This window comes from Bordetella genomosp. 12 (assembly GCF_002261355.1).
Classification (GTDB): Bacteria; Pseudomonadota; Gammaproteobacteria; order Burkholderiales; family Burkholderiaceae_B; genus Bordetella.
In genome coordinates this window covers 237,904-252,562 of the sequence record NZ_NEVU01000002.1, presented here as the reverse complement: position 1 = coordinate 252,562, position 14,659 = coordinate 237,904, and the positions used below count along the sequence as shown (strand labels likewise).

General features: G+C 63.9%; 12 protein-coding genes. 3 read left to right on the top strand and 9 right to left on the bottom strand.

The features are described 5' to 3' along the window. Window positions 1–81: 81 nt before the first annotated feature. The gene (locus CAL22_RS06580; protein WP_167383571.1) at window positions 82–1,728 is read left to right on the top strand and encodes an electron transfer flavoprotein-ubiquinone oxidoreductase; all 1,647 of its coding nucleotides are present in this window, start codon (window positions 82–84) and stop codon (window positions 1,726–1,728) included. A gap of 51 nt (window positions 1,729–1,779) precedes the next feature. Then, window positions 1,780–2,613, top strand: a complete 834-nt coding sequence (locus CAL22_RS06575; protein ID WP_094811574.1) for an NAD-dependent epimerase/dehydratase family protein — start codon at window positions 1,780–1,782, stop codon at window positions 2,611–2,613. A gap of 19 nt (window positions 2,614–2,632) precedes the next feature. Here the strand turns inward: CAL22_RS06575 and ltaE are convergent, their stop codons facing one another. From ltaE to CAL22_RS06545, 6 genes are all read right to left on the bottom strand, one after another. Then, on the bottom strand, window positions 2,633–3,646 hold the full coding sequence (gene ltaE / locus CAL22_RS06570) for a low-specificity L-threonine aldolase (RefSeq protein WP_094811572.1): 1,014 nt from the start codon (window positions 3,644–3,646) through the stop codon (window positions 2,633–2,635). A gap of 18 nt (window positions 3,647–3,664) precedes the next feature. Then, entirely contained in the window at window positions 3,665–4,549 is an 885-nt protein-coding gene (locus CAL22_RS06565; RefSeq protein WP_094811570.1) for a DMT family transporter, read from the bottom strand. 96 nt (window positions 4,550–4,645) lie between these two features. Further along, complete coding sequence (gene acs / locus CAL22_RS06560) at window positions 4,646–6,625, bottom strand: acetate--CoA ligase (protein WP_094811568.1); 1,980 nt, start codon at window positions 6,623–6,625, stop codon at window positions 4,646–4,648. Between the two features lie 150 nt (window positions 6,626–6,775). Next, window positions 6,776–8,002 carry an MFS transporter gene (locus CAL22_RS06555; protein ID WP_094813465.1) on the bottom strand — a complete coding sequence of 409 codons (1,227 nt, stop codon included), beginning with the start codon at window positions 8,000–8,002 and terminating at the stop codon, window positions 6,776–6,778. Between the two features lie 83 nt (window positions 8,003–8,085). After that, window positions 8,086–8,493 (bottom strand): heme-binding protein, encoded by a 408-nt coding sequence (locus CAL22_RS06550; protein ID WP_094811566.1) that lies wholly within the window; start codon window positions 8,491–8,493, stop codon window positions 8,086–8,088. After that, window positions 8,490–10,445 carry a propionate--CoA ligase gene (locus CAL22_RS06545; protein ID WP_094811564.1) on the bottom strand — a complete coding sequence of 652 codons (1,956 nt, stop codon included), beginning with the start codon at window positions 10,443–10,445 and terminating at the stop codon, window positions 8,490–8,492. The genes CAL22_RS06550 and CAL22_RS06545 overlap by 4 nt, the downstream gene beginning before the upstream one ends. Window positions 10,446–10,625: 180 nt before the next feature. Here CAL22_RS06545 and CAL22_RS06540 point away from each other — a divergent pair, with 180 nt between their 5' ends. Continuing rightward, window positions 10,626–11,291: a C40 family peptidase gene (locus CAL22_RS06540; protein ID WP_094811562.1), complete on the top strand. Its 666-nt coding sequence runs from the start codon at window positions 10,626–10,628 to the stop codon at window positions 11,289–11,291. Window positions 11,292–11,488: 197 nt separating this feature from the next. Here CAL22_RS06540 and CAL22_RS06535 read toward each other — a convergent pair whose 3' ends face one another. The 3 genes from CAL22_RS06535 to CAL22_RS06525 form a co-directional block, all read right to left on the bottom strand. Continuing rightward, a complete protein-coding gene (locus CAL22_RS06535) occupies window positions 11,489–11,824 on the bottom strand; it encodes a DUF2325 domain-containing protein (protein ID WP_094811560.1) in 336 nt (111 codons plus the stop codon). Window positions 11,825–12,023: 199 nt separating this feature from the next. Beyond that, window positions 12,024–12,968 (bottom strand): CysB family HTH-type transcriptional regulator, encoded by a 945-nt coding sequence (locus tag CAL22_RS06530; protein ID WP_094811558.1) that lies wholly within the window; start codon window positions 12,966–12,968, stop codon window positions 12,024–12,026. A gap of 158 nt (window positions 12,969–13,126) precedes the next feature. Next, a complete protein-coding gene (locus tag CAL22_RS06525) occupies window positions 13,127–14,620 on the bottom strand; it encodes a CoA-acylating methylmalonate-semialdehyde dehydrogenase (RefSeq protein WP_094811556.1) in 1,494 nt (497 codons plus the stop codon). Window positions 14,621–14,659 lie beyond the last annotated feature (39 nt).

Here is a 14,659-nt window from a genome sequence, read left to right as displayed (position 1 = left end):
CGGCGCTAGCTGCAATACAATCGACGGATCATTGATGATACTTCCTGCAGCAGTGGGACTGAAATAAGGGGAGCTTTACAAATGTCCGAACGCGAGTCGATGGAATATGACGTGGTCGTCGTGGGCGGTGGTCCCGCCGGCCTCGCCAGCGCCATCCGCCTGAAACAACTGGCCGCCGAAAAGAACCATGAAATCAGCGTTTGTGTGCTGGAGAAAGGCGCCGAGATCGGCGCGCATATCCTGTCCGGCGCGGTCATGGACCCGATCGCCCTGAACGAACTGATTCCCGACTGGAAAGAAAAAGGCGCCCCGCTGAACGTGCCGGTCACCCAGGATAAGTTCCTGTTTCTCTCCGACAAAGGCGCGCGCAGCACCCCCGACTGGCTGCTGCCGGCCTGTTTTCACAACAAGGGCAATTACATCGTCCGTCTGGGCGAGGTGGCCAAATGGCTGGGCGAACAGGCCGAAGCCCTGGGCGTGGACATCTTCCCCGGCTTTGCCGCGGTCGAAGTGCTCTACGACGACAATGGCGCCGTGCGCGGCGTGGCCACCGGCGACATGGGGGTGGCCCGCGACGGCTCTCACACCGATCACTATCAGCCCGGCATGGAACTGCTGGCGCGCTACACGCTGTTTGCCGAAGGCGCGCGCGGCCAACTCGGCCGCCAGCTGACCGATCGCTTCAAACTGGCCGAAGGACGCAATGCGCAATCCTATGGCATCGGCGTCAAGGAAATGTGGGAGGTCGACCCGGCCCAATCGCGCCCGGGCCTGGTGGTGCACACCGCCGGCTGGCCGCTGGACTCCGACACCTATGGCGGGTCCTTTCTCTACCATCTGGACAACAACATCGTGGTGGTCGGCCTCATCGTGGGCCTGGACTACGCCAATCCCTGGCTGTCGCCTTTCGAAGAGTTTCAGCGCTACAAAACCCATCCGGCCATCCGGGGCACCTTCGAAGGCGGCAAACGCATCGCCTACGGCGCGCGCGCGATCACCGCGGGCGGGCTCATGTCGCTGCCCAAGCTGGTCTTCCCGGGCGGCGCCCTCATCGGCTGTGAGGCGGGTTTCCTGAATGCCTCGCGCATCAAGGGCAGCCACGCCGCCATCAAGTCCGGCAAGATGGCCGCAGAAGCCGCCTTCGACGCCATCGTGGCCGACCGCCGCGGCGATGAACTGGCCGCTTATCCCGAGGCTTTCGAATCGTCCTGGCTGCACGAAGAACTCAACAAGGCGCGCAACTTCAAGCAATGGTTCAAGAAGGGGCGCAGCGTCGGCACCCTCATGACCGGCGTCGAACAATGGCTGCTCAAGGGCAAGATGCCCTGGAGCCTGCGCAACGACAAGCCCGATCACGTCGCGCTGCAGCCCGCCTCCCAATGTGCGCGCATCGATTACCCCAAGCCGGACGGCAAGCTCACGTTCGACCGCCTCAGCTCGGTGTTCATCTCGAACACCAATCATGAGGAAAACCAGCCCATCCATCTGACGCTCAAGAATCCGGACATCCCCGTGGAGGTCAACCTGGCCACTTACGGCGGGCCGGAGGCGCGTTATTGCCCGGCGGGCGTCTACGAGTTCATCAAGGACGACCACGGCGCCGACCGCCTGCAGATCAACGCGCAGAACTGCGTGCACTGCAAAACCTGCGACATCAAGGATCCCAAGCAGAACATCGTTTGGGTAGCACCGCAGGGCGGCGAAGGGCCGGTCTACAACGGCATGTAAGGGTTGTGGCAAGCGCTCCCGCCCGGAGCGCTTGTTTCTTTTGGGGGCATCATGGCGCAAGCGGTATTGCTGGCCGGCTGCGGCGATCTGGGCCTGCGCGTGGCGCAACGCCTGCTGGCGCGGGACATCGAAGTCTGGGCCCTGCGCCGCGGAAGCCCTGCGGCCACGCCGGCCGGGCTGCGCTGGATCCAGGCCGATCTGGCCGACCCGGCCAGTCTGCGCGACCTCCCCCCGCATATCGAACGGGTGGTCTATCTACCCGCTCCGGGGGCGCGTGATCCGGCGCTTTACCGTGCGCTATTCATCGATGGCCAGCGCCACTTGCTGGCGGCGCTCACGCGCCGCCCCATGCGCTGGGTTTTCGTGTCTTCGTCAGCCGTCTACGGCGAGCATGCCGGGCAATGGATCGATGAGACCACCCCCACCCTTCCCTTGGGCTTCAATGGCCGGATTCTGCTTGAGGCCGAACAGACCCTGAGCGCCGCGGTTCCCACGGCGGTCAGCTTGCGGCTCGCGGGCCTTTACGGTCCGGGCAGAACACAGTTGCTGCAACGTCTGCGCCAAGGACAGGCGCGCGCGGCGCCGGACCATTGGGCCAACCGTATCCATATCGACGACGCCGCCGCGGCCGTCGACCACCTGCTGCACCTGCCAGATCCCCTGCCCTGCTATCTGGGCGCCGACGACACCCCCATGCGGCTGGACCATCTTTATGGCGAACTCGCACGGCGGCTGCAGGCCCCGCCGCCGCCCGTGGGCCCTGCCCCAGCCAATGTCGGCAGCAAGCGCATCCGCAACCACCGACTCAAGGCCAGCGGCTGGACGCCGCGCTGGCCGGATTCGCTCAGCGGTTACCAGGCCTTGATCGAGGGCGGCGGCGAGTGACACCGCCGCAGCCCTGCCTTCAGGCGCCCAGCAAGCGCGCGAAAACCTGCAGCGCGCGATCGATATCCGCGCGGGAGATATCCAGGTGGGTGACCAGGCGCACCGGTCCGTCATACACGGCACTCATCAAGATACCGGCCTCTTTCAAGCCCTGATTCAGTGCGGCACGGTGCGCGGGAGCAAAGCTCACGAACACCATATTGGTGCTCTGCGCCAGCACTTGGACGCCGGGCAGGGCCGCCAGCCCCTGACCCAAGCGATGCGCATTGTCGTGATCGTCGGCCAGTCGGGCCACGTTGTGTTCCAGGGCATAATGCGCCGCGGCGGCCAGTACGCCCGACTGCCGCATGCCGCCGCCCAGCACCTTGCGCCAGCGCCGGGCCTGGTCGATCAGCGCCTGGCTGCCGACCAGCACCGACCCCACCGGCGCTCCCAGGCCCTTGGAAAAACAGATCGACACCGTATCGAAAGGCTGGCACAACTCGCTCAGGGACAGGCCGCTGGCCACGCTGGCATTGAAGACGCGCGCGCCATCCAGATGGGTGGCCAGGCCACGGCTGCGCGCAAAGGCTGTGGCTTCCAGGACATAGGCCTGGGGGATGACCTTGCCGTGAAAGGTGTTCTCCAGCGCCAGCAGGCGCGTGCGCGCATAGTGCGCGTCGCCCACGGGTTTGACGGCCGCCTCCAGCTTGGCGATGGGCAGCGTCCCGTCCGCCTCGTGCTCGATGGGCTGAGGCTGGATGCTGCCCAGCACGGCGGCGCCCCCGCCTTCATACTTATAGGTATGGGCCAGTTGCCCCACCAGATACTCGTCGCCGCGGCCACAATGGGCCATGATGCCCGCCAGATTGCTCTGCGTTCCGGTGGGAAAGAACAGGCCCGCCTCTTTGCCGGCGCGCGCGGCCACCGCCTGCTGCAGGGCAATGACGCTAGGGTCATCACCCATCACATCGTCGCCCACGGGCGCGCCCGTCATGGCCTGCAACATGGCGGCCGAGGGGCGCGTCACGGTATCGCTGCGAAAATCGATCATCTTGGTTCCAGTTTCGTCTCAGGCTTTGCGTGGCCGCGCACGGCTCACCACGGCAATGCCGGCCATAATGAACAACATGCCCGCCAGATCATTCAGGGTCGGGCGCTCGTGCAAAATCAACCAGGCCAGCAGTACCGCGACCACCGGCACGCCCAGGGCGGATAGCCCGGCGATCGACGCCGGCACTCGCCTGACCACCAGCAGCCACATCACCCAGGCCAAGGCCGTGGCCACCAGAATGATATAGGCCATTCCGGTCATCAACTGCCAGCCCCACACCGCTTCGATCTGCGGCACCATCAAGGCCACCGGCGTCATCACCAGCGCACCGATGAGCATCTGCCAGGCCGTGAACGTCACGACGTCAGGAGCATGCCGGTCGAACATGCGTTTGGACAGCACGGTGCCTATCCCCCAGCACAGCCCGCTGCCCACCCCCAAGGCCATGGGCAGGACATCACGGCCCATACCGTTCCACGGTTGCGCGAAGCACACCAGACCGCAAGCCGCCAGGGCGATACCGGCCCAGTGCATGCGAGTGGGCCGCTCGTTGAGAATCAGCCAGGCCAGCAGGATCACCCAGAAAGGCATGGTGTAGGCCATCAATGCCACCTTGCCCACGCCGCCGGTCACCAGCGCGGTCTGCACAAAGCCCTGAAAGCCCGCGGTCTGCAGCAAACCGACCAGCACCGTCAGCCGCCAGGGCGGCATGGCCAGCGGCCGCGCCGTCAGCGCCGCACCGACGAACAACACCAGCGCGCCGCTCAGATAGCGCACCACCACGAAATCATACGGACCAATATAGGGCACCACCAGCTTCATCGCGATCCAGCTTCCCGCCCACACCAACACCGTGGCTAGCATCAGGCCCAGGCCTGAGCGGTCGAAACTGCTGCGACTCACTGCGTACTCCCTCTGACAGACAAAACGTATGGACAAAAAAAAGCCTGCGCACGCGGCGCAGGCTTTCATTATGCTCTCTGGAACTTGTCCGCCAGCTTACAAAGGCTTGGACAGTTGCTCCAGGATGGCAGGATTTTCCAGCGTGGACACATCTTGCGTGACCTCCTCCCCCTTCGCGACCACGCGCAACAGGCGGCGCATGATCTTGCCCGAACGCGTTTTGGGCAGGTTGTCGCCAAAACGGATGTCCTTGGGCTTGGCAATGGGGCCGATCTCGCGCGCGACCCAGTCGCGCAGCTGCTTGGCGATGGCCTGGGCCTCATCGCCCTCGGGACGAGCGCTCTTGAGCACCACGAAGGCCACCACGGCTTCGCCCGTCGTGTCGTCGGGCCGGCCCACCACGGCGGCCTCGGCCACCAATTCATGCGCCACCAGCGCCGACTCGACCTCCATCGTGCCTAGCCGGTGACCCGACACGTTGAGCACATCGTCGATACGGCCCATGATCCAGAAATAGCCATCGGCATCGCGCTGCGCGCCATCGCCGGCGAGGTAATAGCCGCGCAGTTCGGACGGGAAATAGCTTTTCTTGAAGCGCTCCGGGTCACCCCAGATCGTGCGGATCATGGCCGGCCACGGACGCTTGATGACCAGAAACCCGCCATTGCCCGGCTCGACATCCCCGCCCGTCTCGTCCACGATTGCCGCGGCGATCCCCGGTAGCGGCAAGGTGCACGAGCCCGGCTTGAGCGGCGTGGCGCCCGGCAGCGGCGTGATCATGTGGCCGCCGGTTTCGGTCTGCCACCAGGTGTCCACGATGGGGCAACGCTCGCGCCCCACATTCTTGTGATACCAGATCCAGGCTTCGGGATTGATGGGCTCGCCCACCGTGCCGATGATGCGCAGGCTGTCGAGATCAAAGTTGCGCGGATGGGTCTGCGGCGCGGCCTCGGCAGCCTTGATGAGCGACCGGATGGCCGTCGGCGCCGTATAGAAAACGCTGACCTTGTGGCGTGCCACCATGTCCCAGAAGCGGCCGGCATTGGGAAATGTCGGCACGCCTTCGAAGACAACCTGGGTCAGGCCGGCAGCCAGAGGACCGTAGCTGATATAGGTATGCCCGGTAATCCAGCCCACGTCCGCCGTGCACCAGTAGACGTCGTCGGCGCGCGCATCGAAGGTCCATTTGACCGTCAACAATGCCCACAGCAGATAGCCGGCAGAAGCGTGCTGCACGCCCTTGGGCTTGCCGGTCGAGCCGGAGGTATAAAGGATGAACAAAGGATGCTCGGCATTGACCGGCACCGGTTCGCAGGTATCGGCCTGACCGGCCTGCACGTCGTGCATCCACAGATCACGGCCTTCCGTCCAGGCGACCTTGCCGCCGGTACGGCGGTAGACGATGACCTTGGTGACGGCTTCGCAGCCGCCCATGGCGATCGCATCCTCGACCGCGGGCTTGAGCGGAATGACCTTGCCGCCGCGCACCTGCTCGTCGGCGGTGATGACCAGCGACGCGCCCACATCGACGATGCGTTCCTGCAGACTCTTGGCCGAAAAACCGCCAAACACCACCGAATGGGTCACGCCCAGGCGGGCGCAGGCCTGCATGGCCACCACGGCCTCGACCGACATGGGCATGTAGATGATGGCGCGGTCGCCCTTCTTGTAGCCCAACTCCTTCAAGCCGTTGGCAAAACGGCAAACCCGCGCCAGCAACTCGCGGTAGCTGACCTTCTCCACCTTGCCGTCATCCGACTCGAAGATGATGGCCGTCTTGTCGGCATTGCCGTTGGTCAGATGAACGTCGAGGCAGTTGGCCGAGACATTGAGTTCGCCATCGCCAAACCAGCGATAAAACGGCGCCTGGCTCTCGTCGAGCACTTCGGTAAAGGGTTTGGTCCACTGGAGGTTCTCGCGCGCATGACGCGCCCAGAAACCATCGGGGTCGCGCTCGGCCTCCTCGGCCAGGGCACGGTAGGCATCCATGCCTGAAATCGTCGCGCCCTCAACGGCGCGCTCGGGGGGAGGAAACACGCGGGTTTCCACCAAAACGGATTGGATGGCGTTCGACATGGTTTTGTCTCCGATTCGTGATTATGGTGCTGCCGTTTTGCCGACTCGCAACCGTATCGCCATGCTCTTACGAGCACCTTACGAAAGGCGGATAACCCGGATCGCGCGGCGCTGTGCATGGTGGCCAGAACATAAGAATAGCAGCCCGCCTCAGGCCGACTGGCTGCGGGCAATGCCGCGTTCCAGGTCCACGCGGGCCAGCAAGAGCAGGCCGCCGACGAAGAACAGGCCCGTCACCAGAATCGCCAGGCGGTGATTGCCCGCCGTCAGCCAGGTGACTATCCCATAAGTCAGGGGACCGATCACCGCAGCCAGCTGCACGGCGAAGGTCCACAGCGCGAAGAACTCGGCCAGGCGTCCGGCAGGCGCCAGCGCGCCCGTCATGGCGCGCCCGGCGCTCTGGCTGGTACCCATGCACAGGCCAGCGAGCGTGGCCGCCACCCAGAAGACCGGCACCGTCGTGGCGGCATAGGCCACCAGCACCATGATGATCCAGCCCACCAGCGTCAGACCCAGCGCCCGCTTGTGCCCGATGCGATCCTGGACATAGCCAAAACTGAAGGCACCGACCGCCGCCGCGATATTGACCGTAAAGACCAGCAGCATGATCTGAGGCATGGAAAAACCCATCACCTGTTCGGCATAGATGGCCGCCAGGGTGATCACCACCGCGATGCCGGCCTGATAGCAGGCGCCGCAGATCAGCAGCCGGCGAAACTCCGGAAAGTGCTCGCCCGTCTCGCGCCAGGCCCGCGCCAGCCGCCGCAACATGTCAGGTGCCGCGAGCGTCATGGCGTGCGGCCGGGCCCGCTCGCGCAGCAGGAAAAACGACGGCAAGGCGGCCAGGGCGAAGACCACGCAGGTCACCAGGATCACCCAGGGCACGTACTGTTGCGCACTTTGCCCGATCGCCTCACCGTGCGTCACCACCGCCAGGCATAAGCCCAGCGTCAACATGCCGCCGCAATAACCGAAACTCCAGCCCCAGCCGGAAACCCGCCCCAGCGCCTGCGGCCGCGCCAGCTCGGGCAGAAAGGCCGCCACGACCGACTCGCCGATGCAATAACAGTAATTCGACACCGCGACGGCCGCCAGCGCCAGCCAGACATCGCCCGGCCCCACGCGGGTGAGCACCAGGGTGGCCAGCACACAGCCCACCGTGCTGGTGTAAAGCAGCCGCCGCTTACCGGCCTGCGCGTCGGCACGCGCGCCCAAGGTCGGCATGGTCAGCATGATGGCCAGATAGGACAGCGACAGCGCCGCCGTCCAGGCCAGGGTTGCCCAATGGGCACGCTGGCCCACGACGGCAACGAAATACGTGCTGAAAACCGTGGTCAGGATGACCGTGGTGTAGCCGGAGTTGGCGAAGTCGTACATGGCCCAGGCCCAGACTTCGCGCCGGCGCACGCCGGGGTTCAGCAAGCGCCGCGCTTGCGCGGCGCCGTCTGCTGCGGACAGACTCACAGACCCAGCGCGGCAATGCCGGCGCGGGCAATCTCGGCGTCCTCGCTGGACTTCACGCCCGAGACCCCGACGGCGCCCACCACCTCACCCTCGGCTACCACCGGCACGCCGCCTTCCAGCATGCCTTCGATTTCCGGTGCGGACAGGAAGGAATAGCGACCGTTGTTGATGATCTCTTCGTAGACACGCGACTCACGCCGTCCCAGCGCCGCGGTGCGGGCCTTGGCCGGCGCGATGTGCGCGGAGATGGGCGCAGCACCGTCGCCGCGCAACATGCCCAGCAGATGCCCCCCGTCGTCGACGACAGCAATGGACACGGCCCATTGATGAGCCAGCGCATGCGCCTCGGCCGCAGCGAGGATCTTCTTGACGTCTTCCGCAGCCAGCACCGGTTTGGATTTCATTGCAGCGATTCCTTGATCTGTTCGAGTGATGAGGGGTCTTCTATGGTGGTGAGATCGCCGGGATCACGGCCTTCACAAATCGCCACGATCGCGCGCCGCAGCACTTTGCCCGAGCGTGTTTTGGGCAGCGCGCCGACAAAACGGATGCGAGCGGGCCGGGCGACGGCGCCCAACTGATCTTCCACCACGCGCATGATATCCCCTTCCAGGCTCCGCGCCGCGGCCTGCGCCTCGCCGTCCTCGGGTCGCTTGAGCACCACGAACGCCAGAGCGACCTGGCCTTTGAGGCTATCGGCCACCCCCACGACGGCGCACTCGGCCACCCCGGCGTGACTATTGACCGACTCCTCGATCTCGCGGGTGCCGAGACGATGTCCGGCCACATTGATGACGTCGTCGGTTCGCCCCAAGATGAACCAATAGCCCTCCTCGTCGCGCAACCCCCAATCGAACGTCGAATACAGTTGTCTGCCCGGGATGGACGAAAAATACGTCTGCACAAAACGGTCGTCATCGCCCCACACCGTCGACAAGGCGCCGGGCGGCAGCGGCGGCACGATGGCGACCACCCCCTTCTCGTTGGGACCCAGATCCTCGCCGGTGGATTCGCTCACCACACGCACATCGAACCCGTAGACCGGAAACGACGGGCTGCCAAAGCGCGTGGGAACCCGTTCGACGCCGGGCTGGGCGGACAGAATCGGCCAGCCGGACTCGGTTTGCCAGTAGTTGTCGATCACCGGTTTGCCCAGCCCCTGCGCGATCCATTGCGCCGTGGGTTCGTCCAGGGGTTCGCCTGCCAGATACAAGGCCCGCAGCGAAGACAGATCATGGCGCGTGAGCAGCGCGGGGTCCTGGCGCTTGAGCACCCGCACCGCGGTGGGTGCCGAAAACAGGGTGTTGACGCCAAACCGCTCCACCAGACGCCAGAGGATGGCGCCGTCCGGTCGCACCGGCGTGCCCTCGTAGAGAATGGACGCCTGCCCGCCGATCAATGGGCCATAGACGATATAAGAGTGGCCCACCACCCAGCCGATGTCGCTGGTGCAGAAAAAAGTGTCCCCCGGCCGCCCGTCGAACAAATACTCCATCGAGGAAGCCAGCGCCACGGCATAACCGCCGGTGTCACGCTGCACGCCTTTGGGGCGTCCGGTGGTACCCGAGGTATAGAGAATGTAGCTGGGCTCGGAGGACTCCAGCCAGGTCACGGGGACCTGGGCGCCCTCGTGGCGAGCGCGCAGTTGCGCGTAATCCAGATCGCGCCCGGCTTGACGCTCGCAAGGCGCCAACCCGCGATCAAGCACGATCACCGCCCCGGGCGGGTGTTGCGCCAGCGACAAGGCCTTGTCGAGCAAGGGCTTGTAGGCCATGACTTTGCCGCCGCGCGAACCGCCATCGGTGCAGACCACCACCTTCGGCTGGGCATCGTCGATACGCTGCGCCAGATTGACCGAGGCAAATCCACCGAACACCACCGAATGGATGGCACCCAGACGGGCACAGGCCAGCATGGTGAACACCGCCTCCGGCACCATGGGCATGTAAAGCAGCACCCGGTCGCCGCGCCCGACCCCTTGCTCACGCAACATGGCGGCCACCGCATTGACTTCGTCATACAGATCGCGCCGGCTGTAAGTGCGCTCCTGATCCACTTCGGTCGACACCCAGATCAAGGCAGGCGCGTCGGCTTGCTGCGGCAGCCAGCGGTCGACCGCGTTGTAGCAAAGATTGGTGCGCCCGCCGACGAACCATCGGGCAAACGGCGGACGGCTGAAATCCAGAACCTCGTCGAAGGGGGTTTCCCAGTGAATCCGCTGGGCCTGCTCACGCCAGAAGGCATCGCGCTCATGCAGGGAGCGATAGTGGAAATCCCGGGTTTTATCCATTCCTTGTCTCCTGTTATGGTTCGGTAGCTCTTTGGTAACTTGCCTTACCTTATTCTCGGTGGTCAAGCTTGCACCAGGCTTGCCGCCTCTCCTGGGGATTCCCCCAAGAGCATCCGGGCAGAAAAGACCCTTTTTCGCCTATGCTTACACCCGGATGTAATAATAGGTTTGGTAGAATCTCCCGATAAATTTTTTCTAATTCTGTTCCGCCCCCCGTTGTTGGGCGCCGGATCGGTCTCGGCGAGCATGCATCGACACTCCTTCCTCGCGCTACCTGAAGCCTCCTCCCGCCTCCTTCGCCGGGGCCTGCGCTTGTTCGCGCCGGCACTCTGCGTGGCGGTGATGGCCGGCTGCGCGACCAAGGGGACTCAAACCTCCGCCTACGACTCCGAGATCGACCCGTACGAAACCGAATGGGTGGCCACCTCGGATGACCCGATCGGCCTGCTGGTCACCCACAAGCTCAAACGCGAGCGGCAGCGTCAGGTGCAGGCGCCCTTTGCCAGCGACAGCGCGCTGGTGGCTGAGGCCCTCAATCAGCTTGGCGTGCGCTATCGCTTCGGCGGCAGCTCCCCGGCGACCGGTTTCGATTGCAGTGGTCTGGTCGCCTATTCCGTTGAGCGTTCGCTGGGCTTGAAAGTTCCCCGCAATGCCGCCGACATCGCCCGCCAGGCAACGGTCATCGACCGCAAGGAATTGCGGCCTGGCGACCTCGTGTTTTTCAATACGCTGGGGCGCCGCTACTCGCACGTGGGCATTTATATGGGCGAAAACCGCTTTGTCCATTCGCCCAGCGCCGGCGGCGTGGTCCGCGTCGAAGACATGACGCTGGCCTATTGGTCCAAGCGCTTTAACGGTGCCCGCCGCCTCGATGGCAGCCTGCTGGCCTCGGCACGCGCTTCCAACGATTGATCACGCCGCTTTACGCAAAAACGCCGGCCCTGCCGGCGTTTTTTGTTGGGCCAGCGGATCTGACCCACAAAAAAAGCGCCCGCTAGGGGCGCTGTAAAACCGGGCGGCAAAGCCGCCACTTCAGCTCAAGACTGTTGGCGCGATCTCGGGTCGCTGCCAGCCGCAGGCCGCGGTGAAAAATGGTGGGGCATAAAAACTCAGTGGCGGGTCATTTTCTTTTCGCAGCTCTGCGTGCACAGGCCGCATTGCTGCAAGGCCTGCTGCATGCTGCAGACGGAGCGCCGACAAGCGACGACCTTGATGCCCCCGCGCTGCGCGGCGTTGCGGAAGGTTTTCATGACGTTATGGCCCAGAAAATCAGTCAGCAGAATGACCAGTTGCGTGCCTGAGGGCAGCTGCAAGGTCTTTTTCTGGTGCGAGGGATCGCGCCCACTGATGTGGTGCGTGATCGAAATATTGTGTCCCTTCAGGAGGTCCGGGATATTGCCCAGCCGGTCTGCACCGACCACCACCGCGCTCAAGCCTGCCACCATGATTCACCTCATCTGTTGTTGCGTGTTTGGTAATGATAATGATTCCTATTGTTTAGTCAAATCAAATGAGAGTCATTCTTATTCAATTCTTTTTATCGGTTTCGCTGCGGGCATAGCTTCCTTGAGTACCCCCCGCCCTCGGCCCCGGCCGCGCCCAAAAAAAAACCGCCCCAAGGGCGGTTTTGCCGGATGCGCCCGCTCAGCGGGGCAGGCCTTGGACGGCCTCCGTGACAACCTGACGCGTCAAGGACGGCGCCAGCATCTCGAGGAAGGTGTAGACATAGTCGCGCAGGAAGACGCCCGATTTCACGCCCACACGGGTCGTATGGGTGCCAAACAGATGCCCCACCGGCAGGCCCACCAGATTGCCGTCGCGGCGCGGATCGTAGGCCACGCCGGCGATGATGCCGATACCCAGGCCCACATCGACATAGGTCTTGATGACATCGGCATCGATGGCCTCGAGCACGATGTCGGGATGGATGGCCTGATTGGCAAAAACCTCATCGATGGTGCTGCGGCCCGTGAACGCGCGGTCGTAGGTGACGATGGGGTACTCGGCCAACTGCGCCAGGCTCAGCCGTTTGGCTTCGGAAGACTTCAACTCGGCCAAGGGATGGTCGGGCCGGACCACCACGGTGTGCTCCCAGGTGTAGACCGGCAAGGTCGCCAGCCCCGGCGTCAAGGCCAGCGACTCCGTGGCCAGGGCCAGATCGGCCTGCTCATGCAGCACCATTTCGGCCAATTGCGCCGGGCTGCCTTCGGCCAGCGAGAGATGCACCTTGGGAAACTGTTTGCGAAAGGCCGGAATGACGCGCGGCAGGAGATAGCGCGCCTGCGTGTGCGTACAAGCGATGACGAGCCCGCCTTCATCCCGCCGGGCGAATTCGTCGCTGACCTTTTTCAGGTTGTCGACCTCGCGCATGATGCGGTCGATGACTTGCGACACGGCCAGGCCGGGCTTGGTCAGGCCTTTGATGCGTTTGCCATGACGCTCGAAAATCTTGATGCCCAGCTCGTCTTCGAACTCGATGATGGCCTTGGATACGCCAGGCTGGGAGGTATAGAGCATGCGCGCGGCTTCAGTGAGGTTGAAGTCCCGGCGGATGGTTTCGCGCACAAAGCGGAATTGCTGGAGGTTCATAGTGGCCCCTATTCGTGCAGCTTATTATAAGTAATATAAGAACTATCTTATATTACTTATTTGAATAAGCTTGTGCACTGCACGCAGGGCCGCCAGGCCGCGGCAACCCTGCCCGCCGCGGCAGCATGCCGTGACGGACAGGGTTGGAAGCGCCCCAATCAACGCATGGTGATGGTGGTGTTGACCGACCGGCCGTGCGCCGACCAGCGCGCGGTAATCGTTTTGGTCTGGGTCCAGAACTGCACGGCCTGCTTGCCGTTGGGTCCCAGATCGCCCAGTTTGGAACCGCGTGAGCCCGTGAAGCTGAACCATGCGACCGGCACCGGAATCGGGATATTGATGCCGACCTGGCCGACATCGATATTGTTCTGGAAGTAACGCGCCGCGCCGCCGTCCTGGGTGAACAGAGCCACGCCATTGCCATTCGGGTTGCGATTGACAAAGGCGACCGCCTCTTCCAGCGTCTCCACGCCGACCACGCACAACACGGGGCCGAAAATCTCATCCTGATAGATGGTCATTTCTTCGGTGACGCCGTCGAAAATCGTCGGCCCGACGAAATTGCCTTCGCCATAGCCCTCGACCTTCACGCCACGCCCATCCAGCAAGAGCTTGGCGCCCTCATCCACCCCTTTTTGAATCAGGCTTTCGACGCGCTTGCGTGCATTGATCGACACCAGCGGACCCACATCGGCCTTGCGATCGGTGCCGGCATTGACCTTAAGCTTTTTCGAGCGCTCGACGAAGTCCGGCAACCAGTTGCGCGCCTCGCCCACCAACACCGCCACCGAGGTGGCCATGCAACGCTGGCCCGCCGCGCCAAACGCCGCGCCCACGAGTTGATTCAACGCCACTTCGGGATCGGCATCGGGCAGCACCACGCAGTGATTCTTCGCGCCCATCATGGACTGACAACGCTTGCCGGCCTTGGAGGCGCGGTCATAGATCTCCGTGCCCACCCGCGTGGAGCCGATGAACGACACCGCCTTGATGTCGGGATGCTCGCACAGCCCGTTGGCGATATCCGGACCGCCATGCACGACGTTGAGCACGCCCGGCGGCAGGCCTGCTTCCAGCGCCAGCTGCGCCAGATACAGCGATGCCGTCGGGTCCTGCTCCGACGGCTTGAGCACAAACGTATTGCCGCAAGACACGGCAATCGGGAACATGAAGCAAGGCAGCATCACCGGAAAATTGAATGCGGTGATACCGGCGCATACGCCCAGAGGCTGGATGAGGGTGTAGACGTCGATGCCCGAGGCTGCATTCTCGGCATACTCGCCCAACTGCAGGCTGGCGATCGAGCAGGCGTGCTCGACGACCTCCAGCCCGCGCCCGACCTCCCCTTCGGCGTCAGGCAGGGTTTTGCCATGCTCGCGGGTAATCATCTCGGCAAGCTTGCCGGTGTTGTCTCGCAGCAGTTGCTGGAACTTCAGCATGACACGCATGCGCTGGCCCTGGCCAGCGTTACGCCAGGTCTGAAAGGCCTCCTTGGCATTGGCGACGGCCAGGTCCAGTTCCTCGCGCGTGGCAAAAGGCACTTGGGCCACGACTTCCTGAGTGGCCGGATTGATGACATCACGCCATTGCGTGCTCTTGGACTGCACCAGTTTGCCGCCGATCAATAGCGGCACGCGGGGGACTTCGCTCATTGCTTGCTCCTCAGACTGCTTGGATAGGCGGCCCTCAGG

Excerpts from the sequence above, each read along its gene's own strand:
- CAL22_RS06580 (WP_167383571.1), top strand. The coding sequence starts at position 82 with ATGTCCGAACGCGAGTCGATGGAATATGACGTGGTCGTCGTGGGCGGT.
- CAL22_RS06575 (WP_094811574.1), top strand. The coding sequence starts at position 1,780 with ATGGCGCAAGCGGTATTGCTGGCCGGCTGCGGCGATCTGGGCCTGCGC.
- ltaE (WP_094811572.1), bottom strand. The coding sequence starts at position 3,646 with ATGATCGATTTTCGCAGCGATACCGTGACGCGCCCCTCGGCCGCCATG.
- acs (WP_094811568.1), bottom strand. The coding sequence starts at position 6,625 with ATGTCGAACGCCATCCAATCCGTTTTGGTGGAAACCCGCGTGTTTCCT.
- CAL22_RS06555 (WP_094813465.1), bottom strand. The coding sequence starts at position 8,002 with ATGTACGACTTCGCCAACTCCGGCTACACCACGGTCATCCTGACCACG.
- CAL22_RS06550 (WP_094811566.1), bottom strand. The coding sequence starts at position 8,493 with ATGAAATCCAAACCGGTGCTGGCTGCGGAAGACGTCAAGAAGATCCTC.
- CAL22_RS06540 (WP_094811562.1), top strand. The coding sequence starts at position 10,626 with ATGCATCGACACTCCTTCCTCGCGCTACCTGAAGCCTCCTCCCGCCTC.
- CAL22_RS06535 (WP_094811560.1), bottom strand. The coding sequence starts at position 11,824 with ATGGTGGCAGGCTTGAGCGCGGTGGTGGTCGGTGCAGACCGGCTGGGC.
- CAL22_RS06530 (WP_094811558.1), bottom strand. The coding sequence starts at position 12,968 with ATGAACCTCCAGCAATTCCGCTTTGTGCGCGAAACCATCCGCCGGGAC.
- CAL22_RS06525 (WP_094811556.1), bottom strand. The coding sequence starts at position 14,620 with ATGAGCGAAGTCCCCCGCGTGCCGCTATTGATCGGCGGCAAACTGGTG.